Genomic DNA, 20,662 nt, shown 5'->3' with positions numbered 1-20,662 from the left:
CGGGGAATCCGCCACGGACCCGCTGATCCGGCTCGACGGCATCCACGTACGGCACAAGGCGCGCAGCGGCGGGATCCTGCGCCGCGACTCCGTGTACGCGCTCACCGACGCCTCGCTGGAGGTGCGGCGCGGCGAGATCCTGGGCCTCGTCGGCGAGTCGGGCTGCGGCAAGTCGACACTGGCGCGGGTGGTCACGGGGCTCCAGCGGCCCACCGAGGGCGAGGTGCGGTTCCGCGGCCGTGACCTGTGGTCGATGTCCGCGGCCGAACGGCGCGACGACTTCGGGCCCGCGGTCGGCGTCGTCTTCCAGGACCCGTCCACGGCGCTCAACCCGCGGCTGCCGGTCCGCCGCATCCTGCGCGACCCCCTGGACGTGCACCGCCGGGGCACCCGGGAGGCCCGCGAGGCCCGCGTCCTGGAACTCCTCGATCTGGTCGGCCTGCCCGGGCACACCCTGGACGCGACGCCCGGTCAGCTCTCGGGCGGACAGCGCCAGCGCGTGGCGATCGCCCGCGCGCTCGCGCTGGAGCCCGAGCTCATCGTCGCCGACGAGCCGACCAGCGCGCTGGACGTGTCGGTGCGCGCGCAGATCCTGAACCTCCTCACGGACCTGCGGGCACGCCTCGGGCTCGGCATGGTCTTCATCTCCCACGACGTCCAGACCGTGCGCTATCTCGCCGACCGGATCGCCGTGCTCTACCTGGGGCGCGTGGTCGAGGAGGGACCGGCCGACCAGGTCACCGGCCGGCCCCGGCATCCCTATACGGAGGCGCTGCTGTCCGCGACACCCAGCCTCCTGGAGCGGCCGGACCGGATCGTGCTGCACGGCCCGGTGCCGTCGGCCACCCGTCCGCCGACGGGCTGCCCGTTCCGTACGCGCTGCTGGAAGGCGGACGACGTGTGCGCCACCGCGTTCCCGGCCGCGCGGACGAGCGACGACGGCCGGCGGTGGCACTGCGTGCACCCGCAGGAGCGGTGACACCGGTGCGCGCGGGCGTGATCCGTCCCGTACGGTCGCGACAACGACCGGAGGAACAGTGCCCCGGGCCCGACCGCGCGTCCGGCCCCCGGTGAGATCGGAGCCGAGGATGAAGGCCGCCCGCTTCCAGGAGTTCGGGGAACCCGACGTCCTCGGCATCGTCGACCTGCCCGATCCGCATCCGGGCCCCAGCCGGGTGCGGATCGCGGTACGCGCGGCCGGGGTCAACGCCAGTGACTGGAAGAAGCGGCGCGGCCTGATGGACCAGGAGCTTCCGCAGACGCTGGGCTACGAGGCGGCGGGCATCGTCGACGAGGTGGGCGACGGCGTCACGGATGTGAGCATCGGCGACCGGGTCTTCGGTCTCTGCCCCGACGGCGCGGCCCAGGCCGAGCTGGCGGTCCTGGCGGTCTACGCGCCGGTCCCGCCGTCGCTCGGCTTCGCGGCGGCCGCCGCGCTCCCCAGCTCCGTCGAGACGGCGATGCGGGCACTCGACCGGCTCGGCGTCTCGAGCGGGGACACGGTGCTCGTCAACGGCGCCTCCGGGAGCGTGGGCAGCGCGGCGGTGCAGTTCGCGGTGGGGCGCGGGGCCCGGGTGATCGGCACCGCGGGCCCGGCCAACCACGCCCTTCTGCGCTCGCTGGGCGCGGAGCCGGTGGCCTACGGCGAGGGGCTGGTCGAGCGGGTGCGGGAGTTGGCGCCCGGCGGTGTCGACCTGGCGCTCGATGTCGCGGGGAGCGGGGTGCTGCCCGAGCTGATCGGGCTCGCAGGTGGTCCGGAGCACGTCCTGACCGTCGCCGACTTCGCCGGTGCGCGCGAGCACGGGGTGCGGTTCAGCCGCGGGGAGGACGGACGCGCGGTCCACGCGCTGGCCGAGGTCGGTCCGCTGATCGAGGCCGGGCGGTTCGCGCCGCCCGCCGTGAGCACCTTCCCGCTCGCCGGGATCGCGGAGGCGCACCGGGCCGGCGAGAGCGGCCGGGTGCGCGGAAAGATCGTCCTGCTCGTCGGCTGACCCGCGACATGGGTGTGCCCGGAGAGACGTGTCTCTCCGGGCACACCCATGTCGTCCGACGGCTCAGACGGCGGCGGGCTCCCGCGCGCCGGGGGTCTCCGGTGCGGCCGGGGTGTCCGGCAGGTCGGCCGGGAGGTGCGACAGCGGTCCGCGCGGGTACTGGGCGGTGACCAGCTCCGAGGCCTCCTCGGCGGTGGAGACCGACGGCGGGGAGCCGGCCAGCGGCTGCCGCGCCGTCTCCTTCATGAACAGGACGGCGACCGCGCCGACGACGGCCGCGAACATCATGTAGAAGGCCGGCATGAGGTTGTTGCCGGTGGCGCTCGTCAGGCCCTCCATGACCAGCGGCGTGGTGCCGCCGAAGAGGGAGCCGGCGACGTTGAACGAGATCGCGAGCGCCGAGTAGCGCACCTCCGTGGGGAAGAGCGCCGGCAGCACGGCCGACATCGTCGCGAGGAACGTCAGCAGGCACAGGCCGAGCAGCAGCAGACCGGCGTAGATCGCCACGTGGCCCCCGGCGCGCAGCAGCAGGAACGCGGGCACGGTCAGGACGACGAAGCCGAGCATGCCGGTCAGCAGGACGGGCTTGCGGCCGACCCGGTCGGAGAGGGCGCCGAGCGGGTGCACCAGGCACATCAGCACGACCATGACGACGACGAGAGCGACCAGTCCGGCGGTGGAGCCGTACTTCAGCTCGTCGGTCAGGTAGGTCGGCATGTACGACAGCAGGCCGTAGTCGGCGATGTCGTAGGCGGCGACGAGCACCATGCACAGCAGCAGCGCGCGCCAGTGGTCGCGGAAGAACGGGCCGAACTTGAACTTCGGGCGCTCGGCGCCGCGCTCCTGCTCGCGCTCCAGCTCCTGGAAGGCCGGGGTGTCCTCCAGCTTGAGCCGCATGTACATGCCGATCAGGCCGAGCGGTCCGGCGACGAGGAACGGTACGCGCCAGCCCCAGGAGAGCATGGCGCCGTCGTCCAGGGCGGTGGTCAGGACGGTGACGAGACCGGCCGCGCCGACGTACCCGGCGAGCGTGCCGAACTCGAGGTAGCTGCCGAAGAAGCCGCGGCGCTTGTCGGGCGCGTACTCGGCGATGAAGGTGGCCGCGCCGCCGTACTCACCGCCGGTCGAGAAGCCCTGGATGACCCGGAAGAGCAGCAGCAGGACCGGTGCCCAGATGCCGATGGCGGCGTAGGAGGGCACCAGGCCGATACCGAAGGTGCCGAGCGCCATCATGATCATGGTCAGCGACAGGACCTTCTTGCGGCCGATCCGGTCGCCGAGCGGCCCGAAGACGAATCCGCCGATCGGCCGCAGCAGGAAGGCCGCGGCGAACGCGCCGAACGAGGCGAGGGTCTGGGCCGTCGGGTTTCCCGACGGGAAGAACACCTTGCCGAGGGTGACGGCCATGTAGGAGTAGATGCCGAAGTCGAACCACTCCATGGCGTTGCCGAGCATCGCGGCCTTCACCGCGCGCTTGACCGCCGACTCCTCGGTCACGGTGATGTCGCTGCGCCGCAGCTTGGGGCTGCGCCGTCGCTCGATCACCCGGAACAGTCCTCGGTGACGGCGTACCGCCTCCGGGTTCCACTCCGACTCGGCCTCACTCGCCGCCTGCGTCGTCTCCGCGCTCACTGACGGATTTCCTTCCTCCGGCTTCCCTCCGGACGGGGCGCGGGCCGGCTCTCCCGCTGCGCGCCGCCTCCGGACAAGAAGGCAAACTCCTTCAGGCAACCCCACCTGCCCCCTGATCGGCGGTTCCATGCAGGTCGAAAACCCAGGGACTCCGCGAGGAACATCACACCCGTCCCGGCCGGGGCTGCGAAGAGGTGCAGGTCAGCGGCTTCCTATCCGACATGACAACGGTCACCGGTGCAGCCTTTGCCGAGGGGCGCGGCATGCGTTTGACTGCCGGAGAGGCATCCATCGACGGGGGAGGACGCGCACATGAGCCGGCACGACCACGGGCCGACTCCGGGGCCCACCGAAGGCCCCGGGGACGAGCACGACCACGGCGACAGCGGGCACGCGGGTCACGCCGGTCACGCCGGTCACGCCCACGGTGTCTCGGCGGACGCCGACCGCCGTTGGCTCGCCATCGCGCTGACGCTGATCACGGGCTTCATGGCCGTCGAGGTCGTCATCGGCGTCGTCGCCCGCTCCCTCGCCCTGATCTCGGACGCGGCGCACATGCTCACCGACGCCGCGTCCATCGTGCTGGCGCTGATCGCGATGCGGCTGGCGGCCCGCCCGGCGAAGGGCCGCTTCACCTACGGACTCAAGCGCGTGGAGATCCTGTCCGCGCAGGCCAACGGGCTGACCCTGCTCCTCCTCGGGGTCTGGCTCGCGTACGAGGCGGTGCGCCGGCTCCTCGCGCCGCCGGAGGTCGCGGGCGGGCTGATGCTCGCGACCGCGCTCGCCGGCATCGTCGTGAACGTGGCGGCGACCTGGTGCCTGTCCCGGGCGAACCGCTCCTCGCTCAATGTGGAGGGCGCCTACCAGCACATCCTCAACGACCTGTTCGCGTTCATCGGCACCGCCGTGGCCGCCCTGATCGTCGTCCTCACCGGTTTCGCCCGGGCCGACGCCATCGCCACGCTCGTGGTGGTCGTCCTGATGGTGAAGGCGGGGTACGGGCTGCTGCGGGACTCCGGGCGCATCTTCCTGGAGGCCGCCCCCGCGGGCCTGGACCCCGATGCCCTCGGCGACCGGCTCGTCGCGCAGAAGCAGGTCGTCGAGGTGCACGATCTGCACGTCTGGCAGATCACCTCCGGGCAGGCGGCCCTGTCCGCGCACGTGCTGGTCGAGCGTGGCGGCGACTGCCACGCCGTGCGCCGCACGCTGGGCGAACTGCTGCGCGAGGACTACGGCATCACGCACACCACCCTTCAGGTCGATCACGCCCCGGAGCCCGTCCTCCAGGTCGCGCGGTCCGGCGCGGGCGGGGCCGACGCGCACTGCGCGGACTCCCACGGTCCGGTCCACCGGGAAGAGCCGCACGCACACTGACGGCGACATCTCCCCCACTCCGGCGGAACAATGCGGCCGCTCGCAGCGCTGTCCCTGATACCTGGCCAGGTATCAGTTGCGTGGACAACACCGGCGGCAGGACCCCCTCGGGGTCGAAGGAGTGTGAGAGTCATGGCGAGGTCAGGACCCGACGGGGCGCTGAGCGACGAGGACAGCTGTGTCGTGACGACGTGCGGTCGCAGGATCGCCGTGCATCGCATCGAGTTGGCGCCCGCGGGCCGGCCCATCGGCCGGGTCACCCTGGACGTGGGCGCGGACCGGGGCGGCGAGCCGGGCGTGTGGGCGTCGCTCACCAGCGCCGAGGCCCGTGACCTGGCCCGCATGCTGCTGCGGTACGCCGACCTGACGGACAGCGGCGCCGCCCGGCACGGCTGAGACCCGCCGGTCAGCCGGTGGGCCCCCGGGGCGCGTCCTCGGCGTCGGCGACGGCCTGTTCCCGCTCGTCCTCACTCGCTTCGCCCTCACCGACGAGGTGCTCGAAGGTGCCGGTGACCGTCAGCAGCCGGTCCAGACGCGGCGAGCGCCCGGTGATCCGGAGGGTCACTCCGTCCCGGTCGAGCCGGCGGTGCAGCGTGAGGAGGGCGGAGAGTCCCATGGAGTCGATGCCGAGCAGCTCGGCACAGTCCAGCAGGACGGTGCCGACGCCCGGGCGCGCGGAGAGCGCGGCGTCCGTCAGCCGGGTGAAGGTGCCGTCGGTGTCGTAGTCGAGCTCACCGGCGACCCGCAGGGTCAGTACGCCGTCGCGCGGCTCGTCGGCGGTCACGCTCAGGGCGGGGTACGTGGTCATGCGGGCTGTCCGGGTCGGGGAACGGTCAGGGTCCCGCGGGCCGTGGCGAGGATCCGCACGGCGCGCGGGAATTCGGTGAGCTGGCGCAGCAGCGAGTCGAGGGCGGGCAGCAGGCTGCCGGGCGGGACGCCGCGGGCGCCGAGGATGCCGGCGGTCCAGGCGACGAAGGACGTGAACAGCTCGGCGTCGTCGACGTAGAGGGCCGTGGCGAGGTACGTGACGATGTGGTCGAGGTCCTCGGCGGTGCGGTCCCGCTGGGCCTCGCCGTAGGCGGCCATCGGCGGGTAGGCCTCCTCGAGGTCGACGAAGGTCTGCTTGACCAGTTGCCGCTTCGACCGCTTCACCGAGGTGTATTCCTGGTCGTCGAGGTGGGGCAGATCGTGGTTCGCGAGTCGCGCGGCCGACGCGCCGGGCCGGTCGAGCCCCGCGGCCAGCAGGGTGTGCGCCGCATCGGCGTCGGCGGCCCAGACGGCGCCCATCCGCAGGGCGTGGCGCCCCCGCGGCCCGAAGCCGGCGCCGCCGGCCAGCACCGGGGTTCCGCCGGCCTGGCAGGCGCTGATCGCCGCGTGGGCCGCGGGCAGTTGGGGTGGTGTCGAGCAGGACAGCAGCACCGCGTCGGCGACCCGTTGATGGAGGTGGGCGACCAGGTGCTCGGTGGGGAGGTGCGCTCCCAGGTGGTCGACGGTCCAGCCGCGCAGGCGCAGTGTCTCGGCGACCAGGCGGGCGGGCAGGGCGTGCCATTCGCCCTCCACGCACGCCACGGTCACCCGGCCGCGGGACGGTGCGGTCAGGGCCGGGGCGGCGAGATCGGCGACGGCGGTGACGCATCGGGCGCTGATGGCGGTGGCCGCGTGTTCCTGGGCGACCGTGAGCCTGTTCGCCGCCCATTCCCTCCCGACGCGTCGCTGGACCGGCGCGATCAGTTCGAGCAGGATCCGCTCGGCCGCCGCCGGCAGCCGTGCCGGCCCGGGCTCTCCCACGGCGCATCGTGTCAGTGCCACGGCGTGTGTGTCGTCGCAGTCGATCACAGCTCTCCACAGCTGCTCGCGCAGCACGTCGAGCGACAGCGTCTCGTCCGTGACGACGCTCTGCGATGTCATGACGTGAACCTTCCCCGGGTGTGTCCGTCCACAGCGGTGAGATGAGCGGCGCGCGGAGCCGTGATGGCCAGGAGCGCCATGTCGTCGTGGGAGCCGTCGCCGACCCATTGCGAGGCGATCATCTGCACGCGCTCGGTGACCGCCTCCGCGGGCATCCCGGCGCATTCGGCGAGCACGGCGCGCAGCCGGTCCTCGCCGAACATCCGGTCTCCCAGGGGGCCGCCGTGCGCCTCGGTGATGCCGTCGGAGTACAACAGGCAGGTCTCGCCGGGGTGCAGGATCACGGTCGCGCCGGTGACCGTCATCTCGGGGAGCACGCCGACCAGCGTGCCGCGCGTGCTGGCCTCCTCGACGCGGCCGTCGGCGCGCACGACGAGGGGCGCGGGGTGCCCGGCGCTCGTGACGCGCACCCGGACCCGGTCGCGCTCGCGCACCGCGGAGGCGAGCACCATCGTGGCGAAGCGGGCGTGGTGGGAGGAGAGCAGGGCGCTGTTGAGCAGCGACAGCAGGCGGGCGTGGTCCGAGGCGAACGGCAGCAGGGCCTCGACGGTGTTGCGGATCTTGCCGGTGAGCACCGCCGCCTCGAGCCCCTTGCCGCAGACGTCGCCGAGGACCGCGAACGCCTCGCCGTCCGGATCGTCCGCGGGGTACACGTCGTAGAAGTCGCCGCCGATGCGCTCGCTCGCCGCGGAGGGGCGGTAGCGGCCCGAGAAGTCGATGCCCTGGGTCCTGCGGAGCGTCGGCGGCAGCAGTTCGCGCATCAGGACATCGGTGATCCGCGTCTGCTGTGCGTATATCCGGGCGGCCGACAGTGCCGCTCCGGCGCGGGCGGCGAACAGCCGCGCGAAGGTTTCCTCGGCCTCGCTGAAGGCGGCTTCCTCGCAGCGGCGCAGCAGGACGATGGCGCCGGCCGGGAAGCCGTGTCCGGGCAGCGGGACCACGACGACCGAGCCGATCTCGGAGACCGGCCGGGCGAAGCCCTCGGGCTGCGCCCAGGCCGGTGTGGCCGCGGGGTCGATCCAGCGGGAGGGCACCGGGGGAAAGCCCAGGAGCGCCTCGGTCAGGCCGGGCAGCTCGCCGGGGTCGATGACGATGTTGTCCTGGGTCACGCGATCCCCGCACGCCCAGGTCACCGGGTGGGTCCGGCCGTTGCCGACGCCCACGATGACCGCCGCGTCGGCGAGGTGCGCCGCCGCCAGCGACGCGGTCGCCGCCATGCAGCGGTCAACGTTCAGCGACGCCAGGAGTTCGCTGGACACCTCCTGGAGGAGGCGTGAGCGGGCGCGCTCGCTCTCCAGCTGGTCGTGGGCCGAGCGCAGGGCGCTGTCGTCGACCAGCCACCAGGACACGGCGCCGTCCGCGCGCCGGCTGGGGAAGGCCTCGACCGTACCGTCGCCGATCCGGCCCCAGGCCACCTGGGGCTGCGCCTCGTCGCCGCCCGTCAGCAGTTCGGTGTGGGCACGCGAGAGCCAGCCGGGGGCGGTGTCGGCGAGCAGCGCGCCGACCCGCAGGTCCTTGAGGAGACCGCCGGCCGGATCGTCGCAGGACAGCACACGGCCCGCGCCGTCCACCGTGACGGTCGGGTGGGCGGCCCGTCGGCCCGTTGTCGTGTCCGTGCCTCGCGGGTTCATTGGTTCCGTGGGGGAAACCATCACGCAGGGCCCGGGAATGACGAGCCCACACCACCCTTCGCCGCAGGTCCGCGGAGAGCAATCGACGCCTGCCTCAACGGACTTGTTCCGCTCCGCGGTCAGGGCACGCCTGCATGCTTTCCATGAGGCAACAGTTGCATGGTAAGGGTCCCTCAGGCAACTGACACCCCTACCGACGCGGGCTTCGCGGGAGAACGGACAGATTCCGACTCAGACCGAAGGGTTTTCGCGCCCGAACCAGTCGAGACACACCACGAGGGCATCATCCTCCGCGTCGGCGTTCACATGTCCCGCCAGTTCCTGGAGGATCGCCCGCGGCACGGCCGACGCCGGCAGCAGGCTCGCGGCCTGGATGGCGCGTGTGAGCCTGCGCTCGCCGTACTTCTCGCCCGTCGTGGACAGCGCCGAGTAGACACCGTCGCTCACGAAGAGGAGCCGGTCACCGCGGCGGACCTCGAATTCCTGCACCACGTAGTCGGTCTCCTCGAACATCCCGAGGGGCAGCTGCGCCTCGAACGGGACCTGCTCCACGGTCCGGTCGCGCTGGCGCCACAGCTGGGGCGACCCGGCGTCCACCGTCTGCACCCGGTCCGTGGCCAGGTCGAAGGAGAGCAGCAGCGTCGAGACGTACCGCTCGCCGCGGTGCTGTGCGTAGAGCGCCTGGTCGGCGAGGGCCGCCTGGTCGGCGATGCCGATGCCGGCCCGCCGGGCGTTGCGCAGGGCGTTGACGGCGAGGTTGGTCAGGAGCGAGGCCTCGATCCCCTCCCCCATGCCGTTGGTGACGGTGAGGGTGAGGGTGTCGCCGGTGGCGGCCCAGTCGAAGTTGTCGCCGTGGATGGCGTACGCGGGTTCCAGCTGGGCGCCGATCGCGTACTCGGTCCGTGTGTAGGAGCGTCCGGGCAGCAGCTGCCACTGCATCTCGGCGGCCAGGGTGAGCCGACTCGCCCTGCGGGCCTGCAGATAGACGTCGGTGTCGCGGTCGGCGACGACGATCTCGTGCCCGAGGATCTCCGCGAGATCGGTCAGCTCGTCGACCTCCTCGGGCCCGCATCTCTCCTCCGGCACCCGCACGGCGAGGATGCCGAGTCTGTCGCCGCGCACGGTGACCGGCAGGAAGAGGTCCACGGATCCCTCGCCGAGCACCTCCCGGGTGTGGGGGTCCTGGCTGGCGAAGGCCCGGCCGGCGGGGCTGGCGTGTACGGGGACGGGCTCGGAGGTGTGCGGCAGTTCCGTCACCGGCTGCAGGAGCGTCAGGCTGTAGTCGGCCATCAGCAGGTCGACGCCGATGGCCCCGTACTGCTCGGTCAGCGCCCGGCGCACGGTCTCCAGCAGGTCGAACGGGGCGGCGGCGCGGATGGCCCGCTCGGCGGTGAGGAACTTCGTCACAGACTTCTCCGATGGGGCGGGCCGGCCATCGAGGGAGAACCGGGAACGGGGCGCCCGGCACCGCCGCTTCCCGCGCGGGCCCGGAACGCTCCTGGCGGCACGTTCGTCACCGGCCCGACAACAGCCACGATCCCAGCACCGCGCCTGTGAGCCGAGCGGGACGTCAAAAGATCACAAATATTGCCATGCGGCACCTATTTGAGGATTCTATCTCGCCGGCGGGCCGTCCTCGCACGATCCGTCCGACCGGTCGCGGACGGTCTTCGGCGAGCGCCCGCGAGCGCGTCCGCGCACGTCAGGCGGTGGCTTCGGACGCCTCTTCGGGGTCGGGCCCGGTCTCGTGCAGACCGATGTGCGCGGCGGCGGCCTCCTGGAACTGCTCGAGCCCCTCGACGAGGGTGCTCAGCTCGGCCGGCGCCATGGATCGCAGCACCGCCTCCAGCTCCCGGGCGCGGGAGGCGCGGAACTCGTCGAGCACGGCCGCACCGCGTCGGCTCAGCCGGAGATCGACCTCCCGGCGGCTGGTCGGACTGGCCACCCGCTCGACCAGGCCGGCCGCTTCCAGCCGGTCGCAGAGCCGGCTCACCGACGAAGGACGCGAGCCAAGCGCCGCGCCCAGGGTCCGCTGATTGACCCGCTTCTGGCCCTCGATGACGGTCAGCGCCCGGAACTGCGAGGGCGGCAGCGGCCCGGCCAGCGCGGCCGCCTGGCCGCGCCCCCACAGCACTTCCAGCAGCTCGGAGACGCCGCATGCCACCTGCGCCACGTGCTCAGGGGAGCGGAAGGGCAGACTCTGGGGCATCCCAGCACCCTCCCGTCGGCAAGTGAGGTCGGCCGTCCCCGAGCCTACCGCCGTCCCGTCGCGCCCCTGCGACCCGGGCCCGCGCGTCAGCCGACGCGCCGTGTCGAGTCGCGGGGCAGCAGCGTGGCCTGCACCAGTCGGTGGCCCGGGTCCGCGCCCGCCCGCGCCGGGTCCTGGACGAGGCCGATCAGCAGTTCCGCGGCCTGCTTGCCGATCTCCTCGGGGGCCAGGTCGAGCGCGGTGAGCGCGGGCCGGGCGCTGCGGGCGAACTCTCCGTCGGCGCCCACCATGATCTGCACGTCCTCGGGCACGCGCAGCCCGAGTTCGCGGCAGACCGCGAGGGTGGCGAAGCCGAACTTCTCCATCACCACGTAGAGGGCGTCGGGGCGGTCCGGGCGGGCCAGCAGCCGCTGCGCGGCCTCCGTGGAGTCGGTGCCGGGCTCGGCGCGGTCCATCAGGACGGGGTTACCGGTGCGTTCGCACCAGTCGCGGTAGGCGCGGGCCGCGTCCTCGTCGTAGGACTGGCCGGTCGAGCCGGTCAGCAGGCCGATGCGGCGGGCGCCGGTGGCGGCGAGGTGGTCGAGGGCGGCTGTCGCGCAGGTGGACAGCTCGTTGTCGACCCAGGGGAAGGCGTCCTTGCGGGACAGGTCGCGTCCGGTCGTGACGACGGGGACGCCCATGCCGGACAGCCGGGTCAGCAGCGGGTCGTCGGTGAGCGGGTCGATGACGATCGTGCCGTCGAGCGGAAGGGTGTCGAAGGGGCGGCCGTCGAGGGACGGCGGGACGAGCACGAGGGAGTAGTCGTGCGCCATCGCCGTCCAGGTCGCGGCGTTCACGATCTTGACGAAGTACTCGATGTCGGTGATGCCGCCCTCGACGGCGGTGCGGTGGGTCAGCCCGAGCAGTCCGGTGCGGGCGCCGCGCAGTCCCCGGGCGTTGGGGTTGGCGCGGTAGCCGATCTCGGTGGCGACGGCCAGGACCCGCTCGCGCGTCTCGGCGCCGACCCGGCCCACCCCGTTCAGCGCGTGCGAGGCCGTGGTCACCGAGACCCCCGCGCGGCGGGCCACCTCCCGCAGACCGCCGCCCTTCGCCGAGGCCCCCCGGGGCGTTCCACCGCGCTTCGGCTGTGTGACGTCTGACATGGCGGCGAGCTTACAGGTTGACTGCCAAAACGTTTAGGCAGTACGTTCCGGACCGTTGCCAAAACGTTTAGGCAACGGCGTCGACGACCGCACCGGAGACTGCCCCGGGCGTCCGTCGCTCCCCGCACACCGCCGTGCGGACCCCTCCCCGTACATCGCGTCCCGTCCCTCCAGGCCGGGGCGCCGGTCCGCAAAGGACTCCTGCCGCCCATGGCCGAGGCCACCACCACCGCCCCGCCCGGATCCACCACGCCCGCCGCGCCGACGTCCGTCTTCACGGTCGAGCAGCGCGGCATCGACGCCGTTCCCGCCGCGGAACGCCAGGGCGGTCCCGGCCGCCTGTTCGGCCTGTGGGCCGGCACCAACACCACCGTGTTCACCGTCGTGTACGGCGCGCTCGTCGTCTCCTTCGGCCTGTCGTTCTGGTACGCGGTCGCGCTGATCGTCGTCGGCAACGTGCTCGGCTTCACCGTCACCGGACTGACGAGCCTCCAGGGCCCGCGTACCGGCACCTCCACGCACTCCGTCTCGCGCGCCGCGTTCGGCCCGCGCGGCGGACGGCTGCCCGCGCTGCTGAGCTGGGTGATGCTGGTCGGCTTCGAGGCCGGCGGCATGGTGCTGATCGTCCTCGCCGGGCTCGCGCTGCTCGACCAGGCCGGGATCACCACCGGCACGCCCGTGAAGCTCCTGGTCATCGCCGTCGCGGCGGGGCTGCAGATGCTGCTGCCGCTGTCCGGCTACCACCTGATCATGAAGGTGCAGAAGTACTTCGCCTGGATCTTCGCCGCGATGTTCGCGCTGATGGCGATCCTCGTCGCGCCCAAGGCGGACTTCTCGGCGCACGGCGCCGCACCGTCCCTGGTCACGATCTCGCTGGTGCTCGCGATGGTCACCGCGTCGGGCGGTCTGTCCTGGGCCGACATGGGCAGCGACTACTCGCGCTACCTGCCCGAGGACTCCGCGCCGCGCAAGGTCTTCGCGTGCGCCGCGCTCGGCGGCATGGTGCCCAACATCCTGCTGCAGATCCTCGGCGCGGCCGTCGCCACCGCCACCACGAAGGCGACCGACCCGATCTCCGGTCTGCCGGAGATCCTGCCCGGCTGGTTCATCACCCCGTACCTGCTGCTCGCGATCGTCTCGCTGCTCGCGGTGAACACCACCGACATGTACTCCTCGGGTCTGAACCTGCTGGCCGTCGGCATCCCGATCAAGCGCTGGATGGTCGTCTTCATCGACCTGACGCTGTGCACCGCGATCACTCTGTGGGCGGTCTTCTCGGCCGACTTCTACACCCTGCTGTCGAACTTCCTCAGCCTGATCGTGCTGTGGCTCGGCCCGTGGGCCGCGGTGTACCTGACCGACTGGTGGCTGCGCCGCGGACGGTACGACGTGCCCTCGTTCTTCCCCCGCGAGACCGGCCGCGACGGCATCTACTGGCACAAGGGCGGCGTCCGCCCGGCCGGTCTGATCGCGGTCCTGCTCGGCTTCGTCGCGGCCGTGCTCTGGGTCGACTCGACGGTGTTCGTCGGCCCGCTGTCCGACGCGGCCGGCGGCCTGGACCTCTCCGTCTTCGCCGGGGCCCTGGTCGCGGGCGTCGTCTACTGGCTGCTCGCCCGCCGCACGGTCCGCGCCGAGGCCGAACTCACCGTCTCCGCCTGAGACTTCCCTCCCCCTCCTTCTCTCAGTACGCGCTCTGGAGCGAACCCCATGAACCACCCCAGCCTCCGCACCCTGATCGACGCCTCCGAGGGCGTCGTGAAGGCCGACCGGATCATCAAGGGCGGACAGCTCGTCAACGTCTGCACCGGCGAGATCTACCCGGCCGACGTCGCCATCACCGGCGACCGCGTCGCCGCCACGGGTGACGTCAGCGCGTACGAGGGTCCGGACACCGAGTTCGTCGACGCGACCGGCAAGTACCTCACGCCGGGCCTCATCGACGGCCACCTGCACCTGGAGTGCTCGAAGCTGTCGGTGACGATGTTCGCCGACGCCGCCGTCCGCTTCGGTACGACGTCGGTCGTCTCGGGGCTGGACCAGTTCCTCGTGGTCGCCGGGCCCGAGGGGGTGCGCGAGGCGCTGCGGGAGGCCGACGCGTCGCCGATGAAGATCTTCTGGGGTGCGCCGTTCAAGACGCCGTACACCCTGCCCGAGACGACGGTCGGCTTCCGCTTCGGTCCGGAGGACCACGCCGAGGCGCAGGGCGGCGCGGACTGCTTCGGCGTGTGGGAGACCGTCGCCGAGTTCGTCCTCAACCGCGACGAGAAGGTGCTCCAGGCCCTCGAACTCGCGCACCGCAACCGCCTGCCGATCTTCGGCTGCGCCCCCATGGCCGCGCAGACCACGATCAACGCACTGTCCGCCGCCGGTGTCCGCCTCGACCACGAGAGCTACACCGCCGAGGAGGCGCTGGAGAAGCTGCGGGCCGGCATGTCGCTGCTGATCCGCGAGTCGTCGGTCGCGCACTTCATGAACGAGAACGTGCGCACGATCACCGAGTTCGGCGCCCAGTCGCGCCGTGTCGGCCTGTGCACCGACGACATGCACGTCGCCGACATCCTGCGCGAGGGCCACCTCGACAAGCTGGTCCGCATGGCGATCAAGGCGGGCGTGAAGCCGGTCGAGGCGATCCAGATGGCGACGCTCAACTGCGCCGAGATGTACCGCATCGACCACCTCGTCGGCTCGATCACGCCGGGCCGCTACGCGGACGTCCTGATCGTCGACTCGCCCGAGTCGTTCGTCGTGGAGCGGGTGTTCTCGCGCGGTGAGCTGGTCGCCGAGGGCGGTCGTACGGTCAAGGCCCCGCAGGCGCCCGAGCGCACCGCCGCCCTCTCCCCCGCCTTCCGGGTCGCGCCCGTGAGCGCCGACGGCATCGGTGTCGCCGCCGAGGGCGCGGCCGCAGAGGTGCTGGTCGTCGAGATGGACCGCACGGTGCCGTTCGTCCGCAAGGGCGTGCCGATGACGCTGCCCGTCGAGGACGGGACCGTCCGCGCCGATCTCGCGCAGGACGCGCTCTACGTCACGGTCTCCGAGCGCTACGGCAAGAACGACGGCGCCACGGTCACCGCGATGATCAACGGCTTCGGGCTGCGCTCCGGCGCGATCGCCTCGTCCGCCGCGCCCGACGACAACAACATCATCTGCGTCGGCGCCGACCGCGCCGACATGGCCCTCGCCGTCAACCACCTCTCGGCGGCCGGCGGCGGCCAGATCGTCGTCGACGGCGGCGAGATCAAGGAGTTCCTGCCGCTGCCGGTCGCGGGCATCGTCGCCGACCTCGTACCCGAAAAGATGGCCGAGGCCGAGGACCGGCTGGAGGCCGCGGCCCGCGCGCTCGGCTGCGAACTGCCCTCCGCCTTCGGGTACTTGATCTTCCTGGAGATCACCGCGATCCCCGAGTACGCCGTCACCGACCTGGGTGTCGTCAATTACCACACCCAGGACGTCGTCGACATTCTCCGGCCCACCACCGCCGCCGCCAACTGACGCCGCTCACTGAGGAGTTCACGCACATGACTGTCGACGCCTTTGTCGCCGGCCTGCCCAAGGCCGAGCTGCACCTGCACATCGAGGGCACCCTGGAGCCGGAGCTGAAGTTCGCGCTGGCCGCCCGCAACGGCATCGAGCTGCCGTACGCCGACGAGGCCGCGCTGCGCGCCGCGTACGACTTCGACGACCTGCCCGGCTTCCTCGCCGTGTACTACGAGGGCATGACCGTCCTCCGTACCGAGCAGGACTTCTACGACCTCGCGGCGGCCTACGCGGCCAAGGCGCACTCGCAGAACGTGCGCTACGCGGAGATCTTCTTCGACCCCCAGGCGCACACCGCGCGCGGCGTCGCCTTCGACACCGTGATCCGCGGCCTGACGCGGGCCCTGGACGACGCCGAGCGGGCCACCGGCTTCAAGGGCCGCCTGGTGATGTGCTTCCTGCGCGACTTCCAGGCCGAGTTCGCGATGGCCACGCTGGTCCAGGCGCTCCCGTACAAGGAGTGGATCGTCGGTGTCGGCCTGGACTCGGACGAGGCGGGCAACCCGCCGGTGAAGTTCCGTGACGTGTTCGCGCGGGCCCGAGCCGAGGGCTTCCGGCTGACGATGCACTGCGACGTCGACCAGAAGAACTCCACCGAGCACATCCGGCAGGTCATCGAGGAGATCGGAGTCGACCGGATCGACCACGGCGTCAACGCCCTGGAGGACCCGGCCCTGATCGCCGCGATCAAGGACCGCGGCCTCGGCCTGACGGTGTGCCCGATCTCCAACGCCCATGTCACCGACGGCATGAAGGCCGCCGAGATCCGCGCCCTGCTCGACCAGGGCGTGAAGGTCACGGTCAACTCCGACGACCCGGCCTACTTCCCCGGCTACGTCGCCGAGAACCTGGCGGCCCTGCGCGAGCCCGCCGCCCTCACCGACGAGGACCTGCTCCGGTTGCAGCGCAACGCCATCGACATCTCGTGGGCGGCGCCCGCCGTGCGCGAGGCGTTCCTGGCGGAGCTGACCGCGTACGCCACGACGGCGGGCTGAGACGGACCTGGCGGCGTCCCCCCGTGGGACGCCGCCAGGTTGTTCAGGAACGGATCAGCAGGTTCCCTCGTCCTGCCAGGGATTGCCGTCGGCGGTGGCCGGCTTCTCGTTCTGCGTCCACCACTTGGCCTTCCAGTTGTGGCTGTTGTAGCTCACCTCGTTGCCCGCGGTGTACACGGAGCCCGCACTCCACGCCGTCTTGCAGCCGGTGGCCGGCGGTGTCGTGGTGCCGCCCGAGGTGGGCGGCGTCGTCGTGGGCGGCGTGGCACCGGCGAACTTCACCGAGTACTTCGCGAAGTCCCAGGAGTTCTGCGCGACGCTGGAGCAGGTGCCTGAGGTGCGTCCGCCGTTGTCGGCCGGGGTGCACTGGCGGTCGCGGTTGAGGGACCAGAAGGTGAAGCGGTCCATGCCGTGGCCGGTCGCGAAGTCGAGGACCGTCTGGAAGTCGGCCTGGGTGAACATCTCGCCCGTGTCGCTGCGGCCGTTCATGCCGGAGAAGCCCTCGTGGGCGTAGGCGGTGGCCTGGTCCCAGCCGAACGTGGACTGCAGGATCGTGTTGAAGTTGGTCAGCGCGGCGGTCTGCGAGGCCGCGCCGTTGAACCCGCCGTCGAACGGCATGATGGAGAAGTTGTTCGGCGTGAAGCCCTGCGACTTCGCCTCGAGCAGCATCTGCTTGCCGAACCAGCCGGTGCCGTCCGCCGTACCGGCCGTCGTCACGGAGACGTAGAGGCCGGGATTGTTCTGCTGGAGGATCTTCGCGGCGCCGATCTCGTTCTTCACGGCCGCCGTGTTCTCGTACTCCGGCTCCTCCAGGTCGAAGTCGATGGCCTTCAGCCCGTACTTGGTGATGACCTGCTGGTACGCGGCCGCGGTGGACGCCGCGTCGGAGCAGGCCTGGCCGAGCTTCGTGCCGTTGTAACCGCCGATGGAGACCGACACGTCGCCGCCCTTGGCGCGGATCGCGTCGATCTTGGCCTTGACCGCCGTGTCGGAGGACACCGGCGCGGTGCCGTCCCACGTCGGCGAGCAGCCGCCGCCGCTGGGAGCCAGGATGAACGCGAGCTGGAAGGCCTTGAGCCCGCTCGCGTCCATGATGGCGCCCGCGTCCGGCGGGTCGTTGTCCAGCGGCATCAGATAGGGGGCGGCGGCGTACCAGCGGTTGCTCAGGGCGGCTGACGCGCCCTCGGCGTTCGTCGCCACCAACGCGCTCGCGGCCAGCGCGACGGTGGTGACGGCGGTGGCAGCGCCCAGACATGCGCGAAGTCGTCTCACTCTGTTCCTCCTGCACGGGGGGATCGAGGCGCTCGATGGGGGTCGAGTGCGGACAGCTTCTTGAGGGTGAGGGGAGCACGTCAACGCATTGGACTGGACCAGAGAAGGCTTTGGACTAGACCATACGATCTCTTTGCCTGCGGACGAAGGAAGTGTCCGCTCAGCGGATCAGGCGGCCGGCCGCCTCGGCCACGTAGGCCAGCTCGCGCCGCACCTCGGGCGTCCACACGGTGGGCCGGGCGAAGTGGGTGGAGAACATCCCCGCCAGGTCGCCCGCCGCCGACAGCACGGGCAGCGACGCGACGGCCCGCACCCCGGCCTCCTCCAGCACCTCCGCCGCGGGGGTGCCCACGAACAGCTCGCAGACACGGACGTCCTCCACGTAGACGGCGTCGCGCCGCTCGGCGGCCGCTCCGCAGGCGCTGCCGTGCGCCGTGGTCTCGACGCGGCGGAAGAAGTCCAGGAACGGCTGGTGGAAGCCTCGCTGGGTCGTGATGCGCAGGGACCGCGAGGCGGAGTCCAGGAGTTGGGCGTTGCCCATCGGGGCCCCGGTCACGCGCAGCGCCGCCGCCAGCGCCTCCCGCATCACCAGCCGGTTGCGGCTCTGGGCCGGGTCCGTGGTCTCCACTCCGCTGCCGGCGCTCCGGCACAGGGCGCGCAGCCTGCCGCTGTCGTGCAGATGGCGCAGCCAGGGGTCGTCCACGCCCCAGACCTCCAACTCGCCGCCCGCGGCGCGCACCTGCTCGGCGACGGCTTCGACGAGGGCCACTCCGGCGAACCCCACGAAGGACACCTTGCTGAAGTCGAGGACCAGGCAGCGGTCGTGGTCCGACAACTGCTGTCGCAGCGCGACCACGGCATCCTGGTCGAGGCGTCCGGCGACGTGCACGATCGTCCGCTCGGGCTGCGCGGCGACCGACACCTCGATGCCCGGCACCGATACGGACCACGCCATGTGCTCCACCCGCCCCTGACCGTGCTGACGACGCCCCTCAAGCCTAGAGCTTTCCGGCAGGCCGAGCGGATCCCGGGCCGATCCTTCCCCGGGCGATGAGTCCCGCCGCGTCGAACGGTCTCTCTCTCCGACGGGGCGTTCACCCGGGAACGCCCGCGGACGAGGAGAGCGCCATGACCACCACGTACACCTTCGACGTCTTCTCCAGCCTCGACGGCTTCGGCGCCGCCGGCGGTGACTGGACCGGGTACTGGGGCAAGCAGGGGCCTGAGCTGCTCGACCACCGACTCGCCCTGTACGACACCGACCAGCGGATGGTCCTCGGGGCGAACACCTACCGGCTGTTCGCGCAGATGCTGGCCGCGAGCACCGAGGGCTCCGACGTGCGGGACCCCTGGGTCACCCGGATGAGGAGCCTTCCGGCGACGGTGGTGTCGTCGACGCTGGAAGGCCCCCTCGACTGGCCCGACGCCACCGTGGAGAAGGGGGACGCCGTCGAGGTCGTCGCCCGGCTCAAGGAGGAGTCGGCGGTGCCGCTGCGCTCGCACGGCAGCCTGGCGATGAACCGGGCGCTGATGGCCGCCGGTCTGGTCGACCGGGTGCAGGTGACCGTCTTCCCCGTGATCACCGGCCGTACCGGGCTCGGCCCGGTCTTCGCGGGCGCGGAGGACTTCGACCTGGAACTGCTCGAGAGCCGGACGCTCGACGGCGACATCCTGGAGCTGAGCTACCGGCCCACCCTGCACCCCTGAACGTCAGCGCCCCTGCGCCTCCACCGGTGCGGGCTGCCCGGCGTTCTCGCCGTGCGACACCGCGGCCACCTCGGAGCGCCGGCCGCCCCGGTCGGTCAGACCGGCCACGAGCGCGAGCCCCAGGCCGGCGACGGCGAGCACCGCTCCGGCGAGGTTGGGCGCGGCCCAGCCCCAGCCGGCGGAGATGACCAGACCGCCGATCCACGCGCCACCGGCGTTGGCCAGGTTGAACGCGGAGTGGTTGGAGGCGGCGGCCATGGTGGGGGCGTTCTTCGCCTTGGCCATGAGGAGCATCTGGACCGGCGTGGTGATGAGCGAGCCCATCGCCCCGATGAAGGTGATCGTCAGCAGGGCGGGCACGGTGCTGTGGACGGTGAAGTAGAACGTCACCAGCGCCGCGGCGAGGAGGGCGAGTCCGCCGTACAGGGTCGGGCGCAGCGCGCGGTCGGTGAGCGGGCCCGCGAGGAGGGTGCCGGCCGTCATGCCGACGCCGTACAGCGCGAGGACCAGGGTGGTGGAGGAGTCCGAGATGCCGGTGAGGTGCGTCAGCATGGGGACGAGGTAGCTGTAGACGGCGAAGAAGCCGCCGAAGCCGACGACGGCCGTGGCCAGGCCGAGCATGACCTGCTTGTTGCCCATGGCGCGCAGCTCGTGCCGGATGCCGGACTGCTCGCCGCGCGGCTGGTGCGGGACGAAGACGGCGAGCGCGACGAGGGCGACGACACCGATGACGGCGACGGCCCAGTAGGCGGCGCGCCAGCCGAGCTGCTGGCCGAGGGCGGTGCCGGCGGGCACGCCGACGATGTTCGCGACGGTGAGTCCGAGGAACATCTTCGACACGGCGCGGGCCGCCCGGTCCGGGGCGACGAGACGGGAGGCCACGACGGCGCCCACCCCGAACAGCGCGCCGTGCGGCAGGCCCGCCAGGAAGCGGGCGGCGAAGAGCGTGCCGAAGGAGGGGGCGAGCGCGGACGCGGCGTTGCCGAGGACGAACAGGCCGGTCAGGAGCAGCAGCAGCCGCTTGTGCGGGATGCGCGCGCCGATGCCGGTGAGCAGGGGGGCGCCGACGACGACGCCGAGGGCGTAGGCCGAGACGAGGTTGCCCGCGTGCGGCACGGAGACATGGACGCCGTCGGCTATCTGGGGCAGCAGCCCCATCGTGGCGAACTCGGTCGTGCCGATGCCGAATGCGACAACGGCCAGGGCCAACAGGGCCAGCGGCATGGTGCGGGAGAACCTTTCGAAGACGTGCGGGGCGGGGCAGGCG

Annotated in this window: 18 protein-coding genes; 8 read left to right on the top strand and 10 right to left on the bottom strand. The window is 72.0% G+C overall.

All coding sequences use genetic code 11. The features are described 5' to 3' along the window. Window positions 1-22 precede the first annotated feature (22 nt). Both ABZ930_RS18385 and ABZ930_RS18380 read left to right on the top strand, forming a co-directional pair. A complete protein-coding gene (locus ABZ930_RS18385) occupies window positions 23-979 on the top strand; it encodes an ABC transporter ATP-binding protein (RefSeq protein ID WP_361549027.1) in 957 nt (318 codons plus the stop codon). Between the two features lie 109 nt (window positions 980-1,088). Beyond that, the gene (locus ABZ930_RS18380) at window positions 1,089-1,991 is read left to right on the top strand and encodes an NADP-dependent oxidoreductase (RefSeq protein WP_361548890.1); all 903 of its coding nucleotides are present in this window, start codon (window positions 1,089-1,091) and stop codon (window positions 1,989-1,991) included. Window positions 1,992-2,054: 63 nt separating this feature from the next. Here the strand turns inward: ABZ930_RS18380 and ABZ930_RS18375 are convergent, their stop codons facing one another. Further along, the gene (locus tag ABZ930_RS18375) at window positions 2,055-3,623 is read right to left on the bottom strand and encodes an MFS transporter (RefSeq protein ID WP_361548888.1); all 1,569 of its coding nucleotides are present in this window, start codon (window positions 3,621-3,623) and stop codon (window positions 2,055-2,057) included. A gap of 312 nt (window positions 3,624-3,935) precedes the next feature. Here ABZ930_RS18375 and ABZ930_RS18370 point away from each other — a divergent pair, with 312 nt between their 5' ends. Together ABZ930_RS18370 and ABZ930_RS18365 are read left to right on the top strand one after the other, a co-directional pair. After that, entirely contained in the window at window positions 3,936-4,997 is a 1,062-nt protein-coding gene (locus ABZ930_RS18370; RefSeq protein ID WP_361548886.1) for a cation diffusion facilitator family transporter, read from the top strand. Between the two features lie 132 nt (window positions 4,998-5,129). Continuing rightward, a complete protein-coding gene (locus ABZ930_RS18365) occupies window positions 5,130-5,393 on the top strand; it encodes a hypothetical protein (RefSeq protein ID WP_361548884.1) in 264 nt (87 codons plus the stop codon). Window positions 5,394-5,403: 10 nt separating this feature from the next. Here ABZ930_RS18365 and ABZ930_RS18360 read toward each other — a convergent pair whose 3' ends face one another. The 6 genes from ABZ930_RS18360 to ABZ930_RS18335 all read right to left on the bottom strand — a co-directional run bounded on the left by ABZ930_RS18360 (window position 5,404) and on the right by ABZ930_RS18335 (window position 11,887). Beyond that, window positions 5,404-5,805, bottom strand: a complete 402-nt coding sequence (locus tag ABZ930_RS18360) for an STAS domain-containing protein (RefSeq protein ID WP_361548882.1) — start codon at window positions 5,803-5,805, stop codon at window positions 5,404-5,406. Further along, window positions 5,802-6,905: a cobalamin-dependent protein gene (locus ABZ930_RS18355; protein WP_361548880.1), complete on the bottom strand. Its 1,104-nt coding sequence runs from the start codon at window positions 6,903-6,905 to the stop codon at window positions 5,802-5,804. The genes ABZ930_RS18360 and ABZ930_RS18355 overlap by 4 nt, the downstream gene beginning before the upstream one ends. After that, the gene (locus ABZ930_RS18350) at window positions 6,902-8,536 is read right to left on the bottom strand and encodes a PP2C family protein-serine/threonine phosphatase (RefSeq protein WP_361548878.1); all 1,635 of its coding nucleotides are present in this window, start codon (window positions 8,534-8,536) and stop codon (window positions 6,902-6,904) included. Before ABZ930_RS18350 ends, ABZ930_RS18355 begins: the two co-directional genes overlap by 4 nt. Window positions 8,537-8,767: 231 nt before the next feature. Continuing rightward, on the bottom strand, window positions 8,768-9,943 hold the full coding sequence (locus ABZ930_RS18345; RefSeq protein ID WP_361548876.1) for a PP2C family protein-serine/threonine phosphatase: 1,176 nt from the start codon (window positions 9,941-9,943) through the stop codon (window positions 8,768-8,770). Between the two features lie 295 nt (window positions 9,944-10,238). Beyond that, window positions 10,239-10,745 carry a MarR family transcriptional regulator gene (locus tag ABZ930_RS18340; protein ID WP_361548874.1) on the bottom strand — a complete coding sequence of 169 codons (507 nt, stop codon included), beginning with the start codon at window positions 10,743-10,745 and terminating at the stop codon, window positions 10,239-10,241. A gap of 86 nt (window positions 10,746-10,831) precedes the next feature. After that, a complete protein-coding gene (locus ABZ930_RS18335) occupies window positions 10,832-11,887 on the bottom strand; it encodes a LacI family DNA-binding transcriptional regulator (RefSeq protein WP_361548872.1) in 1,056 nt (351 codons plus the stop codon). 210 nt (window positions 11,888-12,097) lie between these two features. On the opposite strand from ABZ930_RS18335, the gene ABZ930_RS18330 reads away from it, so the two are divergent. The 3 genes from ABZ930_RS18330 to ABZ930_RS18320 are packed head-to-tail and all read left to right on the top strand — an operon-like array spanning window position 12,098 to window position 16,416. Next, window positions 12,098-13,546: a cytosine permease gene (locus ABZ930_RS18330; protein ID WP_361548870.1), complete on the top strand. Its 1,449-nt coding sequence runs from the start codon at window positions 12,098-12,100 to the stop codon at window positions 13,544-13,546. A gap of 48 nt (window positions 13,547-13,594) precedes the next feature. After that, window positions 13,595-15,376, top strand: coding sequence for an adenine deaminase C-terminal domain-containing protein (locus tag ABZ930_RS18325; RefSeq protein WP_361548868.1), 1,782 nt, complete (start codon window positions 13,595-13,597; stop codon window positions 15,374-15,376). A 26-nt stretch (window positions 15,377-15,402) separates the two neighbouring features. After that, complete coding sequence (locus ABZ930_RS18320) at window positions 15,403-16,416, top strand: adenosine deaminase (RefSeq protein WP_361548866.1); 1,014 nt, start codon at window positions 15,403-15,405, stop codon at window positions 16,414-16,416. Between the two features lie 54 nt (window positions 16,417-16,470). On the opposite strand, the gene ABZ930_RS18315 is transcribed toward ABZ930_RS18320, so the two are convergent. Both ABZ930_RS18315 and ABZ930_RS18310 read right to left on the bottom strand, forming a co-directional pair. After that, complete coding sequence (locus ABZ930_RS18315; protein ID WP_361548864.1) at window positions 16,471-17,688, bottom strand: chitinase; 1,218 nt, start codon at window positions 17,686-17,688, stop codon at window positions 16,471-16,473. Between the two features lie 160 nt (window positions 17,689-17,848). Beyond that, entirely contained in the window at window positions 17,849-18,643 is a 795-nt protein-coding gene (locus ABZ930_RS18310) for a GAF domain-containing protein (RefSeq protein WP_361548862.1), read from the bottom strand. Window positions 18,644-18,816: 173 nt separating this feature from the next. Here ABZ930_RS18310 and ABZ930_RS18305 point away from each other — a divergent pair, with 173 nt between their 5' ends. Beyond that, window positions 18,817-19,395 (top strand): dihydrofolate reductase family protein, encoded by a 579-nt coding sequence (locus ABZ930_RS18305; protein ID WP_361548860.1) that lies wholly within the window; start codon window positions 18,817-18,819, stop codon window positions 19,393-19,395. Between the two features lie 3 nt (window positions 19,396-19,398). Here ABZ930_RS18305 and ABZ930_RS18300 read toward each other — a convergent pair whose 3' ends face one another. Then, complete coding sequence (locus tag ABZ930_RS18300) at window positions 19,399-20,619, bottom strand: MFS transporter (RefSeq protein ID WP_361548858.1); 1,221 nt, start codon at window positions 20,617-20,619, stop codon at window positions 19,399-19,401. Window positions 20,620-20,662: the final 43 nt, after the last annotated feature.

The sequence above is a fragment of the Streptomyces sp. NPDC046716 genome (assembly GCF_040645755.1).
Classification (GTDB): domain Bacteria; phylum Actinomycetota; class Actinomycetes; order Streptomycetales; family Streptomycetaceae; genus Streptomyces.
This window is presented reverse-complemented; position numbering and strand designations above follow the sequence as displayed.